The sequence below is a fragment of the Clostridium sp. NkU-1 genome (assembly GCA_001312405.1).
The window spans coordinates 19,037-40,059 of sequence record BBDR01000016.1 but is presented as its reverse complement, the minus strand read 5'-3'; the positions used below and the strand labels follow the sequence as shown (position 1 = coordinate 40,059).

At 36.2% G+C, this 21,023-nt stretch carries 27 protein-coding genes; 2 read left to right on the top strand and 25 right to left on the bottom strand.

Translation table 11 applies throughout. The annotated features are described in order from the left end of the window. Positions 1–10 precede the first annotated feature (10 nt). Entirely contained in the window at positions 11–1,444 is a 1,434-nt protein-coding gene (locus JCM10519_RS19600) for an amidohydrolase (protein WP_054741284.1), read from the top strand. A gap of 988 nt (positions 1,445–2,432) precedes the next feature. Then, positions 2,433–3,035, top strand: a complete 603-nt coding sequence (locus JCM10519_RS19595; RefSeq protein WP_054741283.1) for a LysM peptidoglycan-binding domain-containing protein — start codon at positions 2,433–2,435, stop codon at positions 3,033–3,035. A gap of 794 nt (positions 3,036–3,829) precedes the next feature. Here the strand turns inward: JCM10519_RS19595 and JCM10519_RS19590 are convergent. The 25 genes from JCM10519_RS19590 to JCM10519_RS19465 form a co-directional block, all read right to left on the bottom strand. After that, positions 3,830–4,261: a DNA modification methylase gene (locus JCM10519_RS19590; RefSeq protein WP_054741281.1), complete on the bottom strand. Its 432-nt coding sequence runs from the start codon at positions 4,259–4,261 to the stop codon at positions 3,830–3,832. Positions 4,262–4,545: 284 nt separating this feature from the next. Then, a complete protein-coding gene (locus tag JCM10519_RS19580) occupies positions 4,546–4,968 on the bottom strand; it encodes a DNA adenine methylase (protein WP_054741277.1) in 423 nt (140 codons plus the stop codon). Further along, positions 4,961–5,164, bottom strand: a complete 204-nt coding sequence (locus tag JCM10519_RS19575; RefSeq protein ID WP_054741274.1) for a hypothetical protein — start codon at positions 5,162–5,164, stop codon at positions 4,961–4,963. The genes JCM10519_RS19580 and JCM10519_RS19575 overlap by 8 nt, the downstream gene beginning before the upstream one ends. A gap of 28 nt (positions 5,165–5,192) precedes the next feature. Continuing rightward, a complete protein-coding gene (locus JCM10519_RS19570; RefSeq protein ID WP_054741272.1) occupies positions 5,193–6,089 on the bottom strand; it encodes a hypothetical protein in 897 nt (298 codons plus the stop codon). Positions 6,090–6,184: 95 nt separating this feature from the next. After that, positions 6,185–6,742 (bottom strand): hypothetical protein, encoded by a 558-nt coding sequence (locus tag JCM10519_RS19565; protein WP_347844857.1) that lies wholly within the window; start codon positions 6,740–6,742, stop codon positions 6,185–6,187. Positions 6,743–6,868: 126 nt separating this feature from the next. Further along, the gene (locus JCM10519_RS19560) at positions 6,869–8,284 is read right to left on the bottom strand and encodes a hypothetical protein (protein ID WP_054741270.1); all 1,416 of its coding nucleotides are present in this window, start codon (positions 8,282–8,284) and stop codon (positions 6,869–6,871) included. After that, the gene (locus JCM10519_RS19555; RefSeq protein WP_347844856.1) at positions 8,265–8,477 is read right to left on the bottom strand and encodes a hypothetical protein; all 213 of its coding nucleotides are present in this window, start codon (positions 8,475–8,477) and stop codon (positions 8,265–8,267) included. The genes JCM10519_RS19560 and JCM10519_RS19555 overlap by 20 nt, the downstream gene beginning before the upstream one ends. Positions 8,478–8,517: 40 nt before the next feature. Continuing rightward, complete coding sequence (locus tag JCM10519_RS19550) at positions 8,518–8,769, bottom strand: AAA family ATPase (protein WP_054741267.1); 252 nt, start codon at positions 8,767–8,769, stop codon at positions 8,518–8,520. Positions 8,770–9,834: 1,065 nt separating this feature from the next. Next, complete coding sequence (locus JCM10519_RS19545) at positions 9,835–10,440, bottom strand: DUF5688 family protein (protein WP_054741262.1); 606 nt, start codon at positions 10,438–10,440, stop codon at positions 9,835–9,837. Positions 10,441–10,708: 268 nt separating this feature from the next. Beyond that, positions 10,709–10,864 (bottom strand): hypothetical protein, encoded by a 156-nt coding sequence (locus JCM10519_RS19540; protein WP_347844855.1) that lies wholly within the window; start codon positions 10,862–10,864, stop codon positions 10,709–10,711. Between the two features lie 146 nt (positions 10,865–11,010). Continuing rightward, positions 11,011–11,739 (bottom strand): recombinase RecT, encoded by a 729-nt coding sequence (locus JCM10519_RS19535; RefSeq protein WP_347844854.1) that lies wholly within the window; start codon positions 11,737–11,739, stop codon positions 11,011–11,013. A 316-nt stretch (positions 11,740–12,055) separates the two neighbouring features. Continuing rightward, positions 12,056–12,319: a type II toxin-antitoxin system Phd/YefM family antitoxin gene (locus JCM10519_RS19530; protein ID WP_054741260.1), complete on the bottom strand. Its 264-nt coding sequence runs from the start codon at positions 12,317–12,319 to the stop codon at positions 12,056–12,058. A gap of 141 nt (positions 12,320–12,460) precedes the next feature. After that, on the bottom strand, positions 12,461–13,270 hold the full coding sequence (locus JCM10519_RS19525; RefSeq protein WP_347844853.1) for a lambda-exonuclease family protein: 810 nt from the start codon (positions 13,268–13,270) through the stop codon (positions 12,461–12,463). Further along, positions 13,267–13,389 carry a YqaJ viral recombinase family protein gene (locus tag JCM10519_RS32130; RefSeq protein WP_347844852.1) on the bottom strand — a complete coding sequence of 41 codons (123 nt, stop codon included), beginning with the start codon at positions 13,387–13,389 and terminating at the stop codon, positions 13,267–13,269. The genes JCM10519_RS19525 and JCM10519_RS32130 overlap by 4 nt, the downstream gene beginning before the upstream one ends. A gap of 348 nt (positions 13,390–13,737) precedes the next feature. Further along, positions 13,738–14,076 (bottom strand): nucleotidyltransferase domain-containing protein, encoded by a 339-nt coding sequence (locus JCM10519_RS19520; protein ID WP_054741259.1) that lies wholly within the window; start codon positions 14,074–14,076, stop codon positions 13,738–13,740. A gap of 148 nt (positions 14,077–14,224) precedes the next feature. After that, on the bottom strand, positions 14,225–14,680 hold the full coding sequence (locus JCM10519_RS19515) for a JAB domain-containing protein (RefSeq protein WP_347844851.1): 456 nt from the start codon (positions 14,678–14,680) through the stop codon (positions 14,225–14,227). A gap of 829 nt (positions 14,681–15,509) precedes the next feature. Next, a complete protein-coding gene (locus tag JCM10519_RS19510) occupies positions 15,510–15,692 on the bottom strand; it encodes a hypothetical protein (RefSeq protein ID WP_347844850.1) in 183 nt (60 codons plus the stop codon). A gap of 132 nt (positions 15,693–15,824) precedes the next feature. Then, complete coding sequence (locus tag JCM10519_RS19505) at positions 15,825–16,727, bottom strand: DUF932 domain-containing protein (RefSeq protein ID WP_347844849.1); 903 nt, start codon at positions 16,725–16,727, stop codon at positions 15,825–15,827. A gap of 78 nt (positions 16,728–16,805) precedes the next feature. Beyond that, entirely contained in the window at positions 16,806–17,585 is a 780-nt protein-coding gene (locus tag JCM10519_RS19500; protein WP_054741257.1) for a hypothetical protein, read from the bottom strand. A gap of 20 nt (positions 17,586–17,605) precedes the next feature. Further along, on the bottom strand, positions 17,606–17,902 hold the full coding sequence (locus JCM10519_RS19495; RefSeq protein ID WP_054741256.1) for a YARHG domain-containing protein: 297 nt from the start codon (positions 17,900–17,902) through the stop codon (positions 17,606–17,608). After that, on the bottom strand, positions 17,868–18,068 hold the full coding sequence (locus tag JCM10519_RS19490) for a hypothetical protein (RefSeq protein WP_347844848.1): 201 nt from the start codon (positions 18,066–18,068) through the stop codon (positions 17,868–17,870). Before JCM10519_RS19490 ends, JCM10519_RS19495 begins: the two co-directional genes overlap by 35 nt. Positions 18,069–18,141: 73 nt before the next feature. Continuing rightward, entirely contained in the window at positions 18,142–19,146 is a 1,005-nt protein-coding gene (locus tag JCM10519_RS19485) for a hypothetical protein (RefSeq protein WP_347844847.1), read from the bottom strand. Next, complete coding sequence (locus tag JCM10519_RS19480) at positions 19,094–19,552, bottom strand: zinc-ribbon domain-containing protein (protein ID WP_054741253.1); 459 nt, start codon at positions 19,550–19,552, stop codon at positions 19,094–19,096. Before JCM10519_RS19480 ends, JCM10519_RS19485 begins: the two co-directional genes overlap by 53 nt. 511 nt (positions 19,553–20,063) lie before the next feature. Beyond that, on the bottom strand, positions 20,064–20,546 hold the full coding sequence (locus JCM10519_RS19470; protein ID WP_054741251.1) for a hypothetical protein: 483 nt from the start codon (positions 20,544–20,546) through the stop codon (positions 20,064–20,066). A 51-nt stretch (positions 20,547–20,597) separates the two neighbouring features. After that, complete coding sequence (locus tag JCM10519_RS19465) at positions 20,598–20,957, bottom strand: hypothetical protein (protein ID WP_347844846.1); 360 nt, start codon at positions 20,955–20,957, stop codon at positions 20,598–20,600. Positions 20,958–21,023: the final 66 nt, after the last annotated feature.

The following is a 21,023-nucleotide window of genomic DNA, read 5'->3' as shown; positions in this document are numbered from 1 at the left end:
GAGCTTCGCTATGAACGGCAAAAAACGGATTATAGAATTAATTGAACAAAAAAGGGATGTGTTTACGGATATCTCCGATCAGGTATGGGGATTTGCGGAAATTCGTTTTGATTTAAATAAGTCTGCAGATTTATTATGTGCTGCAATGGAAAAAGAAGGCTTTAAAATAACCAGGAACCTTGCAGGAATGAAGGATGCCTTCATTGCCGAATATGGCCAGGGAAGTCCTGTGATCGGGATTCTTGCCGAATACGATGCTTTGGCTAACATGAGCCAGGAATCCGATGTTGCGGCTCCATGTCCTATCAAGGCAGGGGAAAGCGGCCATGGCTGCGGACATCACTTATTAGGTGCCGGAGCGCTTGCAGGCGCCGTGGGCATTAAGGATTACATGGAAGAGGCTAAGCTTTCAGGAACCATCCGCCTGTTTGGCTGCCCCGCAGAGGAAAGCGGCTATGGGAAGGCATTTATGGCAAGGGACGGCATTTTTAATGGGACTGATGTTGCCCTTACATGGCATCCCATGGATTCTACAGGTATTTGGGATTTCAGCTCTCTGGCAGTTTTTCAGACATACTTCCGGTTTAAGGGACGTGCGGCCCATGCTGCCGCCGCTCCTGAACATGGGCGCAGCGCATTGGATGCCGCGGAACTGATGAACATCGGTGTGAACTTCTTAAGAGAACATATCATTGACGAAGGACGGGTTCATTACGCATTTACAGATGCAGGCGGGACAGCTGCCAATGTAGTGCAGCCTACGTCGGAGCTTTACTATTTTGTACGCGCACCCAGAACAGACCAGGCAAAAGAAATTTACGACCGTGTCGTTAAGATTGCCCAGGGTGCGGCAATGATGACGGAAACAGAGCTGGAAATCGATTTTGACTCCGCCTGTGCAAGCTATTTGGTCAATCAGGAACTGTGCAGGGTAATGCATGATAACTTAAAGCAGGTAAGTCCCATTGAATATACCCCGGAGGAAATGGCTTACGCAAAGCAGTTCTATGACCAGCTTCCGGAGGCCACCAGGAACCCGATTGCAAGAAAGATCGAAGCATTTTTTCCAGGTGAAGAAAAGAGAGTTATTGAAGAGGAAGCCAAAAGCCCTATTAACCGTCTGATTGCTCCCCTTGTCTTCCCGGGCAAGCCCATGAGTGGTTCTACCGACGTAGGGGATGTGAGTTGGACAATTCCAACGGTTACCGCAGTGGTCACGACTGCACCAAACGGGACACCTGCCCATTCCTGGCAGTGGGTCGCCACCGGCAAATCAAGTATTGCCCACAAGGGAATGATCGCCGCCGGAAAGACTATTGCAATGACCGCTCTTGATCTTTTGGAGAATCCTGAGATTATAAATAATGCAAAGGAAGAGCATAAAAAGAGCCTTGGCGGAAAGCCTTATGAGAGTGCTATTCCACCGGAGGTATCTCCCCGTTAGGAACTACCGCCCAAACAGTGGGGCTGCTCAATATCTGTTTGGGCGGATATCATTCGGGTGATTATGGCATGGGATCCAGTAATTTGAGGATCCAGTGATTTGAGAATCCTGCGATTTGAGAATCCTGCCGATAATAGCCAGCCTTTTAATATTTGCTTTGTGTATGAAAGGCTGGCTGTTTTTATATACGTTTCTTCCTAGCTCTTTATTAAAATGCGGTTTATGTAGCTTTTGGAATCGTATGAGTTACTTATATCATTTGAATTGTGTTGATTAAAGCTCATTAAATATTGTGCCCTTGATTGATCATATATTTTAAATCCAAATTGCTTATATAGTTCTTGAACTGGATCGGATTTATATACGTTTAAAAATATCGGCTTGTTTTCTTGTTTGGATAGGGTTGTAATATGCCTCAGATAAAATGATTCTATCCCTTTCTGCCGGACAGGTTCGGTAAGCTGGAGGGATATCTCGCTAATCTTATCCGGCAGTTCATTAAATGCGAGAAAGCCAACTATTGTATTGTATAGCAGTATTTTTTTGAAAACAACTATATTTTAGCATTCTATGAAAACTGTCAGCGTTTATTATAATTTGTATATCCTCGATCCAGCCGCCATTGTATTCATCTACGAATTTCTTATGGCAGGTTCTTTTTATATCAATGTATTTTTTTTAAGTCGTTTTCATCTACATCTTGTAAGGAAAATCCTTTAGCAATTAAATCTTCTGATAATACCATATGTCCTCCTGACTGTCAGCGGCCATCTACCTGTTAACAGACTCCTGATTCATGATTGATGTCTCATGTGGCAGGTGATGGCAGATGCGTTATTTTGAAATCATATATTTGTATTATCATAATAGCTTGGGCAAATAATTATTACCATGTTTTTATTTTGTGCTATATAAGTTTTATCTTGTAAGATATATCGTCCTAACGATAGGAGTCCTGTCCGTTTAATAAATTAAAATTCGGCCAAGAATGACAGGTACTTTTCCGGTTTTTAAGCATAACATAAGACAAATTGTTTTATTGAAAGGCAGTAAAATTATGGCTACTTGTCCTCGAGGACTGTTTCCTTATACCATTCGACACGGCGACACACTATGGATGATCGCACAACGTTATTATACTTCCGTTGCTGCAATTAGAGCGGCAAATCCAGGCTTAAATCCACAGAACTTAACAGTGGGGCAGACCATTTGCGTTCCGGCAAGAAGAGCTCCCCGTCCTCCGTTTCCGACTCCACCCTCCGGCGGCGGATCAAGCCGCTGTCCCGTAGGTCTTCGAACCTACACCATTCAGAGAAATGATACTTTATGGCAAATTGCCCAGCGATTTTGTACTACCGTAGATACCATTATGGCCGTGAATCGCGGCTTAACCCCTAGTAATCTGAGGGTTGGTCAGACGATCTTAATACCTGCCGGATACAGTCTGCCCAATTTACCTTTCTGGTTCCGCTCACAGGATGTTCAGGATTATCAGAGTATCTCTCCTAGGGAAATGGCTGACAGCAGTGATATGAACTTCTATCCGGGAGATACCTATTACTATAATGCTGATTCGGACGATACACAGTAGCTGTGTTTTGGTGAACTTCATTCCCAGGCAGTGGAATAATGATTTTCCGTAATTGTTTGTATTACAGGCGATTACGTAATCGGCGCTCAGGTCTGCGCAATCCATAGATGAAACCGCCCTCTTTTTTTCCCCTTGGTGAACAAGAGGGCGTAAAATTTAAATAAATTCCTTCGCTTTTTGCAGATAAGTAACCGGTAAAGAACTGCCCTATAAATTTAACTCCAACTTTCAATTAAGGTTTGAAAGTTGGAGAATTAAGTTTTATCTGATCACCATTCTATGGGATGCACTGTCCACGTTCGGACAGCTTTCACCGTTTGTTTTCCACAATCTCAAGCAGTTCTCAACCAATTCATTAAGTTTCTTTAAATCGAACCTTCGAATCGATCCAGCAGGATCATTAGGAAGTATTTCCGGATCTTCCCCTTCTTGCTACACCCTTTTCCAATTCTTATTTCACATCAGACTTATTTTATCAGGTTTCAGAGGCTTTCATAAGAGAGGCGACAACTAGATTTGAACTGGAGATCGCTCAAAAAAACGTAGGAAAAGGAGGGTTTGGCGTGCCGGGATGGGTTTGCGCAAGCGGGGGCAAACAAAATATGACTTCAGTAATTATAAGTTTTGCATAACAATTACACTTTCCCATAATCCATCAACGGTATCCTTTTGCTGACTACTTGGATTAATTTTCCTAGCATGACGTATCTCTTGTATTAAAAAACCATGTTGCTGTGCTATTTCACAGATAATCTCGTCGACCCTAACAATTATATTACAATAGGCTGAATTAGCTATGTTAAAAAAATACGAGTCCACCTTTTTTTCATAACCCTATGTAACTCAGAAAATAATAGATCCATATCAACAAAATATCCTTTAATCATATTAATAAGCTCTTTATTCCACATAGTTTTTTCATAATTCTGCATAATCATGAGCGTATCTATTAATGTATCACTATTTACAGTTCTAGTAGTTCCCCATTTTACTTGAACGTGAGAGCGGATTGTATTACTTCTCAAAGTTCTTACTTCTTCAGGTGTATTTAAATACCCTAACACTCTCAACTCTACCATATAAGTATCAGTATAATCTCTTGAGTTTAAATATGGAGGTGATGTAATTAATAGATCTATTAAATTATCCTCAATCTTATTATTAATTAATTCCCTGGCATCACCCTTAAAGAGATAAGGCTTATTACTATATAATTTACTTGACATTTTATACTTATTTAGCTTAGATATATCTTCAAAAAAAGACTGTATTTAGTTGATCAAAAAAAAGCTTATGCACTTGAGTTCTATTATACTTTGGTAATTCCTTCCATCGTTTTTTGTATGAAATACATTTACCATTTCGATAGACATTACTAACTTCCAGTAAAATAGATGCTAGAGCCACCATAAATAAATCCCGATACAAACTATTCGGAATGCATTGAATAGCGTTTTTAATATCTAGGATTCCATATAAAGTATCTCTATTAAAATTCCACTTTTCAATATCACTTTTTTTCAACTATTGTTTTAAACTCCGGAAAAAGTGGCTCTCTATAAATATTGTTGGATTGCAAGATATATCTTTCCAAGAGCTTTTTATACTTATTAAAGCTTTTTATTGTATACTTGGTTTCCAATTTTGCTTTAGATAGATTATACATAAATGGGCTTACCTCAAATGCATAACATTTAATACCCAACTTTTGAAGCTCAAGCGCCGTGGTTCCGCTACCAGAGAATGGTTCCAAACAAACCTTTGGCATTTCACCATGTATATTAGTATATTCAGCAACAATATTTCTTATAAATTCTTTGGAATATCCTTCGACAAATGGATACCACTGATGAATATATTTATTTTTATTTTTTCCAAATTTCATAATGGATCCATATAATTCTGTATAATCCGTAATTTCAAAATTAGCCATCGAATATTATTCCCCTTTTAGCACTCTTTTTATGCCTATACACACTACTTGCACTAATATCTTTTTTATCAACTCTATAAATTTGTGATAGATCTATATTGGGGTATTCTGAAAATAGTTCAGGAAATACTATATCAGTATAAGTTTCCCTAACATCATAAACTAGCAATATTGCACAGTCAATGGGATATTCCATTAAATATTCTTTATACTCCTCTGCCCTATCAACATACTTTTTTTAATTGATATGCCCCTTCAATCGCTCTGTCTGGTGAATTATATTTACTAAAAACATTTAATTCTGATGTAATTGATCTACCAAGCCACTTTAATTCAATAATATACACTTTATCATCTTCTGTTGCAACAAAAATATCATATCGATCTTCTACTGCATTAGTATACTCGTTAATAACTGTATCGGAACAATATTCTCTTAAAAACTTTGCAAGTCCTTTATGTAATAAGTTCTCTGGTTGAGCCCGAAGTAATTTATTATATTTAACAATAGTCTCTTGCCTTTTATCTTTAGGAATATCAATGCTTCTAGCAAAAAGCATTTCACACGGATCAAATTGTACATCTTTCTTATAATATTGGTCAAGTAGAACCCTGTACTTACATATTGGTAATCGTCTAGACGAATCTAGTAAATCATTGTAACTTTTAAAGTAATTTTGAGCACTATAAGTTTTTCCACTTATTAATAAATCTACTCCACGTATTCCTAGATGAAATACTATGCTCTGTAGACTGGTCGATAAATTACAACTACTTTCAATAGTACACTCACTACTTCCTTTTTCTACCCTTATTAAATGACCATCCTTATCAATAACATAGATAAATGTTTTTGCAACATTCTCTTGTTTAATCAAAGATATATCTTTATTGAAATCATAATTATAGATAAATATTGGCCCATCCTGTACCTCTTCAATAATAACAATGCACATCTGAATTCGAAAATTTTTATACTTCTCCCATTGCTTTGCAACCTTAGTATGAATCTGTAATATATTGGCAGAAGATATCCAAGGGATATTTAATTTATATTTTTCTAATGTCATTAACGGATTTTCAGTAAATACATCATCAATCGTATTTTTTAAAATTATCAAAAATGTTTTCTAACACTATTTATCCTCCTTATATTTTCTATAAAGAAGGTCAAAAAACAACATTAAAAATTCTTCATCTGAACTATCAACTAAACTTAATTTATCTCTCCCACTCTTTTTTTTAAATAGTTGTATAATTCTTTGGTTAAGTTGTCATCTGTATCCGCGCAAGGAATTTTACCACTTTGATTCATAGAATTCATAAGTGATACATTGGGATCTTCCTTTACTAATTTAGATAAAAATTCTTCGCCATATACACTCAATACATTAACCATTATTTCAAACCATTTTAACTTAGATCTTTCAGAATTAAGCCTAAAACTTGTTTCTTCTAATGAGTCACACCCCATATCAGATATAACATATTTTTCTTCAACTCGATTAGATATGACTTTTCTGTCGGACAGTTCCAAATAGCCTTTTGTAAATAAATCTTCTAACTCTCCTGTTATATCTTTATTTCGAGGTCCAAAAATAGTATTAGAAAATGCATAAGTCCATTCATAATTTCTTAAAAATACAGTTGACAAAACAGCAGAGAAATAAAGTACTCTTTGAAAATTAGTTTTACTAATACCTTCCCAGCCATTTTTTTTCATATAATAAGCGATAGCCAACAGGTCATTCTTTATTGCAAAGTTTTCTTCCACCTTATCCCTCCATAATATTATCTAATATATCACTTAGTTTATCCAAACTTTTCTTTTGTACTCGTGTAAGATTACCTTTTTTCTAACATATTAAGAATTCTCAAAGGCCTTTCTTCCCTATTGAGTCTAGAAAAAAATATCATATAAAAAATTAGAACTATTTAAATTCGAGGTGAAAATTATTTTATTGTCCGATTGCGCAAAAATGGAGAACATCTCTGCAACTTGATTTTCATATGCTGCATCTAAGCTCCCCTCAGGTGTCTCTGTAATAAAGAAGGAAGAAAAATCACTAATGTTCTTTTGTAAATAATCAATTATTGCCATTCTAAAAGCTTGGTCTAAAAAAAAACGTTGTGATTCTGATACTGACCATATATCTTTTCTTATTTGGTTTGCTATTTTGGGTATATAAACTATGTGCGGAATTTTCCTTATAACCTTTTCAGAAACCGTTAATTCACAATCTAAACCTATAAATGTACTTGCATACTTATTAAAATAACTAGATAGTTCCACGGTTAAATGACTCATAAGTGATTTAAATTTTTGTGTATAGCTATTTAAATCATTTTTATATTCATCACGCTTAGCATATGCTTCTTTACTTTCTTGTCCCAATCTTTCTATAATTTTTTTCTTTATTTTTTTTAATATTTCATTATATGTATCTGTCTTGTAATTGTCATCAGTACGATCTATTTCGTTTTCTATAATTATCATTTGCTTTTGTAATGAATCCAATTCTGTTTTTTTTGTATACTGTTTTTGTTTAACTTCATTAACTTTATTAGTCAAATCATTTAAACGGCTCAATAAATTTTGATTTCTATTTTCCTGTTTTTCCTTTTGTAAATTTAATTCATTTAATATTTCAATATCCTTATTACTAAATTTTTCTACAGTGGATAATTTACTCGAACAAATAAAACATTCATTATTATTTTTTTTCCTTATAGCCTCTATCTTCAAATTATTTGACTTAGAATTGCACACAAGACATTTTCCATCAGATAATAAATTCTTTTCTAATGTATAATAATAATCAGGCATTTTGCTATATATACTTTTATATAATGAAGCTTCCTTCTTTCTTATTTCTTCTTTAATTACATCACATTTAACAGACGAAGCCGTTAATTCTCCCTCAATATTATTTAAATCTAAAATCAGACTATCAAGGTCTTCTTGAATCAAACTTATATCATAAGCCAAATTATCAATTTTACCAGTAATATTATTTCTTTTAATCTTTAATTGCTCTTTATCTAATTTTTCTTCCTGTTCAACATTAGTTCCTACTTTTATTTCATCTATAAGCTCCTTTTGTGCTTTTATTAACTCCTCATAAGATTCCTCTGCTATTCTACGCTCTTCACTCTTATGCCTTCCTTTAGTATCTTCCTGAATAATCTTATCTTCCAAATCTTTAAACTTTACAAAGTATTCCTCATCGAAGAGCAAAACTTTTAACAAATAATCCTGCATATCTACTTCCCAAGCAATATTACGTCTTCTTTCATCAAAAAAATAAAAATTCACTTACAATTTTCCCAAAATCATCAAAATCTGTTAACCCAGAATACTGGCATATAATTTGTTTATAATCTTTATTATCTGCGTTTTCAATATTTTTATCATTTATTATTAACTCTTGTATTTCATCTTTAAACAGGCTTCTTTGAATATGAATATTAACATTACCCAAACTATATTCTAACTCGACTGATGCCAACTCATTTATACCACTATCAAAGTTATAATTCATTCTGTCTTTAAAAAAAGTTAATATCTTTTAAAGTTGCATCACGAATAGAATTAACTTTCCTGGATTTGCTTTCTTCATCTCTAAATCCAATTAATGCATAAATAATCATATTGACAAAAGTCGTCTTACCTATACCATTTGCTCCTACAACTGCACTAATACCTTCCTTAAAAGAAAATTCAAAAGTTGGATTCTGTGTATATAACGAATAATTGTTAACAACTATTTTTCTTAAGTTCGGCAAATATACTCTTTTCATCTTATACACCTCGCCTGTTCTAAAGATTTACTTTCCATACTTCAAAAGATACCTATAATATTTTGAAACCAAAAAACCATATACAGCCTATTCCTATAATAACCCTATTATATCTTCTCTGTCCATATCCTTCAAGTTAATTACCTCTGAGAAATAGTATAACTTTACTATAAATTTTTATGAACACAATCTCTCCAGCGTTATTACTGCCTTCTAAGGTACTATATTTCCGCTACGTATTTGTATTCCTCACTCGTTTTCTCATTTTGATCTCCATACCCTTCTTCGGTTTTTCTACAACCTCAACAGGTTCTCAGACCGGGGTTAAGTCATATCCCTTGCCTTTACGGTCTTAGTGGCTTCTCGGCCAGTTACCAATATATAATCATTTTCCGGTTTATCATTTTATTTGCATTTCTGTACTGTTGCTCCCTGACTTACGCTTAAACCTAGCATTACGGCTCCGCCTCTAGGGACTCGGCACATACAATTGGTTTAACCCTAGCCAATGGTCATTACCTGCTGTATCTCTATAAACTTATAAAAGCGAGCAGCAACTTGCTTTCACTTACTAGTAAAAATCAGCATGATAATTTCATAGCCGCACGCTTGTAAACATTATAACATACTTTACCCCCCATCATAACACTTCTATCCATTTTATTATATAAAATAAATTTATTCTGCATATTGCTCCTATGGTTTTCACCCATAGGAGCAATTAATGACATACAATAATCTAATTTTATTCTATAAGACTAATACTACAATCATGCCAAGAATACTTATAAACCCTATCAGACAACACATCCTCCTCCGGCACATCACTTTCATTTATCTCGCTAACCATTTTCCGAAGTTCCCCATAATCTAACTGCCCATCATCAGGAACCAAAATAGTCTCATGCAAGCTGGACGGCAATATAACAATATCGGAATTCTGAGAATCAGCGAAATTTTTCAAACACCCATCGTATAAAATGCACCCGGCACCGTTAATCTGTTTTATATTTGAAAGGACATATAAGGTTGGCTTCTGCGAATCAAAATCAAGCAGATCATCTACTATCTCCCCATTTCCAATTCCTCTATATGTCCTTTCAATATATCACACATAATCTCTTTCATTGTTTTAATTTCCGACGGCAACAATATGGGGGTATTTTTCATTGCCAGACAATACAGTTCTTCTTTCTCCACGCCCCAAGTCTCCATATGAGAGTTATGAATCAAAGCTGTCATTTGTCCTCCTTTATGCTCATCCAGAATCAGATAGAATACCACTGCAAGATCCAGAAATTCAATATATGGAACCGCCTTTAAAAGTTCTTGATTCTTTTCCCTCTGGATCAGCTTAAAAGCTACCTTATCACTTAGTTTATTAAAACTCAAGAATTCTCTCGTATCACCAAAAGATACGTCATTGCTCTCTTTATACGCAGATATAATATCTTCCAGAATTTCCTCCAGGGACATACCATGGGTATAATGCATATAATATGAATTTAAGTAAATTGTGGGAGCGATATTTTTACTTGCTTTACCGATAATCAGCCCATCCAGGACAATTCCGTTATTTTTCGTTATCTTCTGAATGCGGATTTCATAATTGCTCCCTAATCTTTCCTGTACTGCTGTTCTGACTTCCTCCAAAAACTGATTGTAATCCATTTGCTTTTCCTCCATTGGTTAATTTTATACACATAAAAAGAAGCATCTGCTTGATGCTTCCTTCGCAAAATCAATTTATTCTTCTGCTGTTGCTATCGTCACTACATAAGCAAATTAATGAGACTCTCAGCCCATTCTTTGTTAAATAAGTATAAAGAGGCTATAGTCCAACTCTAATTCAAAATCCATTCAGCAAAAATTTATTACTGAAATCCTTATCTTTCATCGTAATGGTTCTTCTTTCTCATAACTTTAAAATATCTTTTTATCAAAACCGATTCTCCCTAATTACCTTTCTCTTCCTCTGCTGAAGAACAAAGTCACTGACTATGGAATAAAATTCCTGTTCCTCTTCCGTCTCTGCCTCAAGGATTAACTGTGTAGCCTCAGCCAGATCTAATTTCAGGCATTCGTTGTATAACATTTTCAAGGTCTCATTCGTTGACATATCATAACCCTTTTCTTATAAGTAAATCCATTATATTGTAGAAACATGGCAGAATACAACAAGTACACAAACATTTAGCCAATGCCTTTTTTTAATGTATCCATTACTCCGAATTCTCTTTTTTATTCCACCTCACTGCTTTCCAATGTTTCCGGCAGACACTCATTCCGGATCTCGCTCATATCAATAGAAAGCTGGGTTTTCACCGTTTCATCCAAGGTTATTGCTTTCTGAAAATCTGACTTAATCGGTGCATATTTTAACAGCTGCTTAATCACCGTCTTTTTCGCCATCCCCTCATAATTATTTTTCCATGGACTGAAATCCGAGGTAAAAGCCTTGGAATAGCGGGTGGCATAGGCATCCACATAGTTTTTGCTCATAACTTCAAAACGAAAACCACCGTTATCCAGCCGGAAAATTGCATAGAAAGCCCGGATCTTTCCCTGCTCATCAAAAGACGGACGATGAGTCAAAGACGGATGAAGTCCCAACTCATAAGAAAATTCATCATTTTCATAGACCACCTGTGCCTCAATACTCTGCATCCTGTCATTGCGATATGCCAGATCAATCAGTCCTCGATACCCCAGCTGAAACTGACACTCCAATACCCCTTTATTTTTATATGGAATTAAATATGCCTGTCCCAGAGGCGTATTTGGCTCCAGCCCTAGCTGAGCCGCATTCATCAAAGCCGCAATAAAGCTCATAGGAGTACATTCTCCCAGCTTAGGAGTATTGTTTATTGCAGACAATGCCATACGCGTAAATCGTTCTGGCGTAAGAATACTGGGAAGCGCCCGTTTGATTTCCGGTTCCAAGGCCTTAACCATATCAACGATTGTCATATTTTTTTGTCAGCCTGACGGATTGGCTATGCCCTCCGCCGCCTGCCGCCCTCTTCTCTAATTCCTGCTTTACATCTGACATTTTCTCATTCCTTTCATTTTAGTTTATTTAACCATTTAAAAAGGACCATCCTGCATCCAGCAAGATGATCCCTCTCATCAATACTCAAAATATCAAATTAACATAATCACGTCTGAATTCAACGACTGAATATATAATTCTGTTTGATTCCGCTCTTCTATCTTATAAAAAACCAAATCATTTACCAGACTGTCCATCTTTATATTCTTATTACATTACAGGTCATGAGATTTCCTAACTAAAAGATTTTTTTCGGATATTTGAAAATCTATCCTTTATGGGAGTAGTACTCTCGTTATCCACATCAGCCTGAGCTTCCCCCAGCATTTTCCACAATTCCAGTTCAGTTTTCATTTTTCCATACTGGACATGGCTCAGCAAAACGGTATCCTCTCGACCATTTACCGTAATAAAAACTGGTTCTTGGGATTCCCTCATTAAGGCTGATATCTCCAAATACTTATTTTGTAAATCAGATGAAGATCTGGCTGCTTCAATTGTGGGGCCTCCTCGTCATGATTTTATTACATTATTATAACGTAATAACGATACATGTACAATTTGCATTTATTCATTGAGCAAAACAAGCATTATGTTAAGTGCTAAACTTGAGCCTCTACAACTTTAAACCTCAAGCAATTACGCAGCTCTGACCGTAAATCGCCTCGACTGGCTGCTCTTGGCAAAGTTCCGGTAAAGATCCGGTCGTTCCTCTTTTAACCGCTTACTGTCAATGCGTACCGTATCCACATTGCTCCAGGAAACTTTATAGTGTTCATTAAACGCCATTTCATATTCGCCCATATAAAGCTTAAGCTGTTGTTCAATCTGATTCTGCTCCTGTGTCAATTTCTTTGCCAAAAGAATGATTTCTTCCCTTCTTTTTAACTGCTCATTTAAGTGTGACGGAAGAGGAATCGTCTTTTTAAGCGCCGTTGGAAAATACCGATTAATCACTTCATTTGAAATATCACTGCCATCGGGGTCCGGCATATTTCCTGGCAAAACATGCCCCTCCCAGAATTCTTTTTCTATGGCAATCAAATTTTGAATCAACTCTTCATCACGTTCAATCTTCTTATACTTAAATTCCCTTCCCAATATTACAACAGCCAGATACCAGGCCCTCGCCCCAGTCACCGCCATATAATGATGACATTGGATTTCATAATGAGCTGGAACTGAATCTCCGGTCCATTTATCTGCATTGTAGGCGCTGGCTGTTTTGCATTCAAGCCCCATATTTCCCCCTGAAATAAGGCGGTCAACATTTGCCAGCATAAAAGGATATTCTTTACTCTGATACATAGCATTGGACCGCCGTACCTTTAAGCCTGTCTCTTCCATAAAACGCCGGGCCACATATTCTTCCAGATCCCGCCCCTGTCTCATGGATTCATTATCATAATCCTCTACTTCTGATCTTGTTTTTTCATAGAAAACACTCATAGGCTGACATAAGGATTAAGACCGCAGATTGCACCTGCATCAGACCCGCCGATTCCCTGTTTTCTGTATTTCAGCCACTCTTCATGAGATAAGCCATTTGTTGAAATTAACTTTTTCATTATGACATTTTCCTTTCTTCGGTCATTAATTATCAAGCAGCAAAGCACCCCTTACCCAATTTGCCCAAAATTATAGAGAGTACATGAACTGTACTCCCTAATCCATATCATATCTTAACTTTTCAAATATTGTTCTACCGCATTCATAAATGATTCCGCTGCATCTATTTGCTCCTGAGCTTCTTCTCTTGATGCGATATAAAACTCATCATAATCACTGGCATGGCGAATTTCCTGTGCTCTGCTGAACTATCTTCCAAGCGCCCTGGGGAATTTTTCTGTTTTTACATATTACTTATTAAAATATGCGATTGTATCTTTATGTCTTTTAAAAGCCAGTTTGTTTTATTATGCAACATACAGTTCAATCCCTTCTTTTTTTATATTTTGATAAAAGGGATCTGCCTGTAACCAATACTGAAAATGGCTGATATTTTTTACGATTGGCATAATCAGCATATCATGATCCAAATTAAAGTCAAATGTGATATCCGAGAGCATACGGCCTTTCTCCTTTATGACACTCTCATCGGCATTCACCAGAATCATAATATCGATGTCCGAACTCGCATGAAAATCACCACGGGCATAGGAGCCATACAAAATAACTGATTTTAACTCTCTTCCATATATTCTCTGTACCTCTTTCACATACTGTAAAAGTAAGTTCTGCATCTGATCAGGCATAACACCACATTCTCTCTAAGATAATATGAAATCATTGAAGCATACAAAACATTTCTCTTCCTATTATACCCTGACAGTTAACTGCTTACAACTCTTTTAGAGGATATATCATACAAAATAAAAGCTAATAAAATGTGTTTCTCTACATTCATGCCGCACCCCCAATCCCAAAAGGCTCAATCCCTTCTTCCCGGAAACTTACATATCTGCCCTCTGAGCCAATCACAATATGGTCAAGCAATTCAATTCCCAGCAATACCCCAGCTTCCTTGATCCGACCTGTGATATGAGAATCTTCCCGACTTGGTTTCGGCTCTCCGGAAGGGTGATTATGAAAGCAAATAATTTTTGAAGCATTTGAAAGAATCGCATGCTTAAATAAATCCCGGGTATCTACCACACAGGCACTCACACCTCCCACTGCCACAACCTCCAGAGCTACAGGTGTCATCGCCGAGTCCAATGACATAACCATCAGAATTTCCCGATCTGAATATTCAAAAAGAGGCCTTACGATATCTGCTGCCTCTTTTGCTTCATGAAAACGCTGAGTACCATAGACAGCCGTTCCTTCCCGGATCATTTTTAGCTTTATAATTCCCACTTTTTTTCTTGGGAATAGGCCGTTTCATCATATTGATTACTTTTTCTTCCTGAGTCATACTTTTCATATACGTTAGATCCTTTCCATAGAAAAAGGAAGCATCCAGTATTTAAGCAAGATACTTCCTATCTATATAACTATTTTTTTCTACTACTTTTGCTGGATATTTTCTTTCTCGCAATAATTCCATAAAATATGATTATTTAATTCTCATCCCTGTAGTTCTTAACACTTTCCAGTACAGCTTCCATGTTTCCTTTAAAATTCTCATATACATGGACAATCTCATTTCTGTCAGCAAAAGCGGCTACTTCATCAGTTAATTTTCTAGAATGGCGCCTCCTGACTCATCTGTTTCACAATCATCTCTTGAGGATTATCTCCATAGCGTGCAATCATCTTTTTTTGTATAATCAATTAACATTTCAGGGCAATAATCTGTTACAGCATATTTCTGTCCCGTCACAATGGAAATATTAATATATTGAGATTCAGACAGTTTCATACGTACTACATCACTGTCAATATGTAATTGATCAAAATAATCTTTTGTAAAGGAGTATAGGCGAAAGGTAAGTCCGGGTATCATAGAGAAAATACCCATGTCTATGTCAGATTCATCTGTATAGCGTTCCGTAAGAAAGCTGCCAAATATCAGGACATTATACTGATCTGTCTGTGGATACTTTTGTCTTATAGCAGCTGCAAAATCTTCTATACTTTCAATCTTTCTGAAACAGTCATTTACATATTTCTCCCTTCACAGATTTTCACTTACTTTTATTATACCCAAGCAATGCACATACTTCAATTCTAAAACAGAATCATTTCATAAAAATACATAGTCTTTCATTTCCATTAGTAACATTTCTGTGTCAATAAGCCCCTCATACCAGCATACGCTCATGGGAACATTCTTCAAATAGCACTTTGTAAGTTCACCCATATTCAGATATTCTTCAATCTGGCCCTCAAATAAATCAAGTATCTCTGGATCCATATTCTGAACCATAAGCAGAAAATCTCTGCACTCACTTAGGATTTTCCATTTTTTTGCTCTCTGTATCTCGTTTTTAAGTCCTAATTTGCAAGCCATTTTTTTACATCTATGTCTCACTTCGTCATCACCAACTCATAAGCTTTATCAATCATTGCATTTCCTTCTATAGTACGTGAAAAAAAGACTTTCCTTATAATTCGTCCTCTCTCTTATCGGTTTTGCATGAGTCGCGAAATCAGACACGGAGTTCACAAAGCGCCAGCCATTATATCCTACACTTTTCAGATCAGGAGCATCAAAATACCTGATTTTTAAATCCTCTTTCATTCTCATCAAATTCTTCTGCTGCTGTTCTGTAGGCTCTTCAAGCAAAGGAAATAATGCATCAATGTACTCATAAACCTGATGATCTGTAATCTTTATACGGCTTAATGTATCAATTGCCTTACCGAGTTCGGCCATATACTTACCAGCATAAAGTAACGCAGCTCTTGCATCTTCCATCTTTCCCTCAATATTACCAGTATGATTTGCAGACCAGGATCTCTTAGCTGTTGTTAAAGCCAAATTCAAAGTGTTCTGACAAACTACTCGAATCGGAGTAACTGCTGCCTTTATCCCACCTGCCCCATCATGCGCATTCATAAACACAATATAAGTTTCAAGTTCATCTCCACTTATAATATAACGCTGGGGAAGTTTTGCAAGAAGCCAGATCCGGTGCCCTCCCTGGAGAGAACCAGCAGTTTCATACGTAACCCCCTCTCCCAGTAGTTGATCCGTAAATGCAAACGCATCTGTGTTCTGGACAACTTTATATCGATTTGTAACGACACCTAACACTTTCTTATCCGTTTCCCTTATGTTCGCCTGAAATCCCGATATCATTATTCCTTCACTGGTCTGAATCGGTTGCTGAATTACATTCCAATCCAGTCCGGCCAGTACTAAAGCCTCCGCTGAGGCTGGCGCCTCCTGCACCATTGTCCCCAATCCATGCCACGGTTTTTCTCTCGTGTAAAACATGCTTTCAACATTTGCTGACATAAAAATTACCTCCTTGAATTAATTTGATTTTTTTATTCAAGGAGATAATATATATCAAAATTATTTTAATTTTCCAAACTACCTTTTATATATACCAGAAGCCGTATTTGATGTGTGCCAACCATAAGAAGGAATGTCATACACGCCGGTAAAAACCCCTCTCATGCTGCTCGAGTAAAATTCATATATATGTGATGCACCATACAGCACATCTATGTAATCATACCAGTACACCTGAAAATTAGTACCGTCAATAGCTGTTACCTGACCATACGGTCCATACAATCCACCTGCTGCCAAATCCAGCAATATAACTTTATCCCCAACATTAAGAGCATTACCTTTTGCATCCCCAGCATAAGTATAATTTCCATCAAACTTCCTTTCTCTAGGATCACTGGTACTAGAACCAGTAGATTCATCAAAAGTATATTTTCCTGTGTACAAAATTGAATTCTCCCATTGAAGTGAATCCGCATTATAATAGCGGTTATCCTGAGTTTCTATTTTGTAACTGCCCTGCAATAAATTCCCTTCGTCTGCAGTCCGATACCAGTTTCCCCCGGTAGTGATCCAGGCATTGGCAATCATCATTCCACTCGGATCAGAATAATACCAAAATCCCTTATCTTTAAACCAGCCAGTTTTCATATTCCCATTGTTGTCATAATAAGCCCAACCTGATTCTGTCTGCACCCAATGTCCATCAGACTCAGAATTATCGTACCCTCCATCACTGCTTTCAGTCTCAAAGGTCTCATCCCATTCTTGGTTATCACTATCCGCATATACAGGAATTGCAGACAATACACTGCTCAGACAAATGGTTGCTGCTAATAATGTAAATCTCTTTCTCATAGTATGTACCTCACCTTTTGTTATTTTGTTCCTTCAATGCTCTTAATTAAATCCAGATTCGATTTTTCGTACTCGTTTAAAACGGAATCATCAAACTCCTCTGCAGATACACATCCAACATACCAAGCCATACTATTAAAATAGTCATTTAAATCCGAGGAGCTAAATATTCTCCCATGCCTTGCATATATCTCATTCCTGGCTAAACGTAACTCCTCTTTGGACATGCCGTTTATATCATTTACATCCATATATCTGGAATTACTATCTGGTAAAATATATTCATCTGATGGATCCCCTTTCGAAACTGTACTCATGTCTTTTTTCTTCCTCTGTCAGCATATGAGAAAATGAATATTTTCCACTATACGCCATACCATTGTTACCTTGCACATGCACCTCTGGAAATGCTGCCTGTTCCGAAGAACTCCATGTGATCTCTATCCAGCTTTGAATTGCTGCAGGGTAATCATAGCCGTTCATTCTTAACTGCAACCCTCCATGTTCCATAGGTGCATACCCTGCAAGCGTTCCATCCCATAATATTCCGGATTGATTAAAAAAACTGAATATAAGAAACATTATTGTTATTACCTAAAATCATTCCAGTACCAGTTGTATCAGATATATACACTGAATTATCAAACACTTTTTCTAACGTCAGAGGCGCCAAAGTTTCGCTGTTACTATTTTCTCTTCCAGTATCTAAAACTGAGCTAGAATCATTCTTGGATTCCTCTGTACCCATTTCACCATTATCCATACTCTTAATAGAGTCCATGATAGATTGAGAGCCAGAAGCCATATATAAAATTTCCGTTATCAAATCTTCATTATTTAATACAATACCAATCTGCCTGTCCCCTCCTGGCATATCGCTTCCACTCATTATTCCGTAAATTATCGTATTATCTACATCCGCAATATAACCGTAATTATGTTCTGTCAGTTGTTTTCCTTCTCTTTCCAAATTGAATTCACTGCCAACCGTCAAACCATAAAGAGAATAATCTGCAGATGATATTAGTAATACCTCAATATTACCATTTTCATTTAACACCACTGCCAGTTCATCATTTTTATAAATATTATCCGTCTCATCTTTTTTCAATTGATGTTTATTAATAAACTTTATTACGTCAGCCCTGGCAAGAGGAAGATATCCTGACAGTTCATATGTACTGTTCCCGCTTCCTATAATCACTGCTGCAATGACAACGAACACTGCTACAGATACAAATCCAATAATTTTCCTTCCTGATTTCCTATTGTTTTTCTCAGTTTTTTTCTTTATCTGATTTATTTCACTATTGGGAATTTTCCGTATACTAGGGTCTGTATCAGATCGTTCCCTCTCTTCTAGTATTCTGCCTTTAAACCCTTTTGCTGATCCTTTCCCCACCATACGCATACATATCTCCTTGTCTAAACATTTAACAGTGAGCTTTTCGCCTACGAAAGTACCAGTCACCGCATTGGAAGGTTCATCTGCATCAACCGTCTTTAGTTCAGGTAAGAAACAGATCTCTATTCTGGGCTTGCAGTATCTCATTTTTTTCAAACTTAATAACCCTCTGGTTTGTCAAAGCAACAAATTCTTTCCTGTGTCTTGCAAAGAGCAGCTTTGACTGTATAAAATCCATGGTAACTAATTCTTCACCCTCTAATAAGAACGGATATAAATATTTACTAAATATCTTAGTTCCAAACATTGCCAAAACAGCTTTACTGTTGCTATCCCGTTGTGATAGCTGTTTTAGTTCTTCAATAAAGCTTTCTTTTGTTCTTTCAGGCCGAATGATCTGATTCTTTTCCTGTATAAGGGAGTATCCACAATTAACACAAAATTTCATCCCTTCTGTCAACAATTTCCCACATTTGGGGCAGCTTTCTGCTGACCTTTCACCACACTCGGAGCAGAATTTCTCGCCATCTTTTAATTCATATCCACATTTTAAACACTTCATTTTTTTCTCCCAATAATTCTTTTGTTAATCATAAAGCAAATTATCCCACCAAGCTCATAAGCAATAATATCTCTATAATCTGTGACTGCCTCCAATCTATATAATGGTGCAATAAACTCCCAGTAAATCCCCGAAAAAAACACTAATACTATTGTTTGTGTAAATGAAATTTCTTTAGTGAAAAACAGTAAAAATACTATTTGGACATAGGCTAAAAGAATAATCCCAGCCAAGCAATCATTAAAATATCCATGTATCCAAATACTGCTAAAACTTCTTTTAAAATAGAGTTCATTGCATAGATACATAAGCATACAAATAATTATAATCATTACATTGCCTTTTACTACGTTGCTATGCCTGTTAAAAATCCCCCTAAATTTCAATACAATCTTTTTCATTTAACAAAATGACATGAGAACCAATAATAACAAGACCAAAGCAATCGCAAAAATACAACCTGGATTAAAACTATGACCTGATTCTAATGAAAGGACAGCTGCTTCTTTTCCTACTTCGTTCTTAATCCGATCATATTTATCCAGCCTTTTTTTGAGATTTTCCCAATCCCAAGATCCAACAAACAATAGTAAAAACGACAAAAAGCAATATGAAAACAATAACCGCTGTTAAAAAAACCAGCATTCTTATAAGAAATATATGATAACCAGAATAGCCAAATCACCAGAGGCACACATAACAAAAATTCTGCCAGAGTTCTTTTGATAATTGTGTTTCTGTACTGGTCTTCCGTCAGTTTAGGAATTTCGAAAATGCTGCATAACCTATTGATCACCTTCTCTAAATCGTTAAACTCGTAATCATCACCCTCTATTGCCTTGTCTGAAAATTCCTTATTACTTTCCTTGGAATCACTAAGTCCAAGATCTTCACTGTTACTACTTTGAAAATTTTCGTTAGTATTTTGTGAGGCAAACCCACAATCCGGGCAAAAATTTCCATCGTATTGTTTCCCACAATTACTGCAGTACATATTACGCCCCTCCTGTTTTATCTATTAAACTGTATTGTATGTGTTCCTATACTAATTCAATTTTGTTTTTATTTCCCGCTTTACAACTTGAATAATTTTACTTACAAGAATATTAAAATTCATTTCATCCAACGCACTATAATACATAACTTGAGATGTCCCAAACAGTCTCTTAATACTTCTGATCTTTTTCTGTAAATTTATCTTTTGTTCCTCTGTAATTTCCCCAATCCGATTTAGAGGCTCCACCTTGTCAGCAAAATTTAATGCAATAATCACCTTTTCCTTATCTGATCTCTGGGGAAACAAGGAATGAAACAAAGCCTCATCTAAAGCATAGTCTCTTTGATCTGCTCTCAATATATAAACAACACAATGAGAGTAATTAAGCATTTCTTTATACCATTCCATATACTTGATGTCCGCCTGTGCTTCTTCACCAATCCCCGGAAAATCATTAAAGGAAAAATAAAAATC

What these genes read in the sequence shown, in the direction of transcription:
- JCM10519_RS19500 (WP_054741257.1), bottom strand. Translation starts at nt 17,585, where the DNA reads ATGAGAAAGAGATTTACATTATTAGCAGCAACCATTTGTCTGAGCAGT.
- JCM10519_RS19550 (WP_054741267.1), bottom strand. Translation starts at nt 8,769, where the DNA reads ATGAAAAGAGTATATTTGCCGAACTTAAGAAAAATAGTTGTTAACAAT.
- JCM10519_RS19535 (WP_347844854.1), bottom strand. Translation starts at nt 11,739, where the DNA reads ATGACAATCGTTGATATGGTTAAGGCCTTGGAACCGGAAATCAAACGG.
- JCM10519_RS19490 (WP_347844848.1), bottom strand. Translation starts at nt 18,068, where the DNA reads ATGAACGGCTATGATTACCCTGCAGCAATTCAAAGCTGGATAGAGATC.
- JCM10519_RS19470 (WP_054741251.1), bottom strand. Translation starts at nt 20,546, where the DNA reads ATGTACTGCAGTAATTGTGGGAAACAATACGATGGAAATTTTTGCCCG.
- JCM10519_RS19580 (WP_054741277.1), bottom strand. Translation starts at nt 4,968, where the DNA reads ATGGCTAATTTTGAAATTACGGATTATACAGAATTATATGGATCCATT.
- JCM10519_RS19595 (WP_054741283.1), top strand. Translation starts at nt 2,433, where the DNA reads ATGACAGGTACTTTTCCGGTTTTTAAGCATAACATAAGACAAATTGTT.
- JCM10519_RS32130 (WP_347844852.1), bottom strand. Translation starts at nt 13,389, where the DNA reads ATGAAAAAGTTAATTTCAACAAATGGCTTATCTCATGAAGAGTGGCTG.
- JCM10519_RS19520 (WP_054741259.1), bottom strand. Translation starts at nt 14,076, where the DNA reads ATGCCTGATCAGATGCAGAACTTACTTTTACAGTATGTGAAAGAGGTA.
- JCM10519_RS19465 (WP_347844846.1), bottom strand. Translation starts at nt 20,957, where the DNA reads ATGGAATGGTATAAAGAAATGCTTAATTACTCTCATTGTGTTGTTTAT.
- JCM10519_RS19495 (WP_054741256.1), bottom strand. Translation starts at nt 17,902, where the DNA reads ATGAGTACAGTTTCGAAAGGGGATCCATCAGATGAATATATTTTACCA.
- JCM10519_RS19505 (WP_347844849.1), bottom strand. Translation starts at nt 16,727, where the DNA reads ATGTCAGCAAATGTTGAAAGCATGTTTTACACGAGAGAAAAACCGTGG.
- JCM10519_RS19575 (WP_054741274.1), bottom strand. Translation starts at nt 5,164, where the DNA reads ATGGAATATCCCATTGACTGTGCAATATTGCTAGTTTATGATGTTAGG.
- JCM10519_RS19545 (WP_054741262.1), bottom strand. Translation starts at nt 10,440, where the DNA reads ATGGATTACAATCAGTTTTTGGAGGAAGTCAGAACAGCAGTACAGGAA.
- JCM10519_RS19590 (WP_054741281.1), bottom strand. Translation starts at nt 4,261, where the DNA reads ATGTCAAGTAAATTATATAGTAATAAGCCTTATCTCTTTAAGGGTGAT.
- JCM10519_RS19525 (WP_347844853.1), bottom strand. Translation starts at nt 13,270, where the DNA reads ATGAGTGTTTTCTATGAAAAAACAAGATCAGAAGTAGAGGATTATGAT.
- JCM10519_RS19540 (WP_347844855.1), bottom strand. Translation starts at nt 10,864, where the DNA reads ATGTTATACAACGAATGCCTGAAATTAGATCTGGCTGAGGCTACACAG.
- JCM10519_RS19480 (WP_054741253.1), bottom strand. Translation starts at nt 19,552, where the DNA reads ATGAAGTGTTTAAAATGTGGATATGAATTAAAAGATGGCGAGAAATTC.
- JCM10519_RS19600 (WP_054741284.1), top strand. Translation starts at nt 11, where the DNA reads ATGAACGGCAAAAAACGGATTATAGAATTAATTGAACAAAAAAGGGAT.
- JCM10519_RS19510 (WP_347844850.1), bottom strand. Translation starts at nt 15,692, where the DNA reads ATGGTTCAGAATATGGATCCAGAGATACTTGATTTATTTGAGGGCCAG.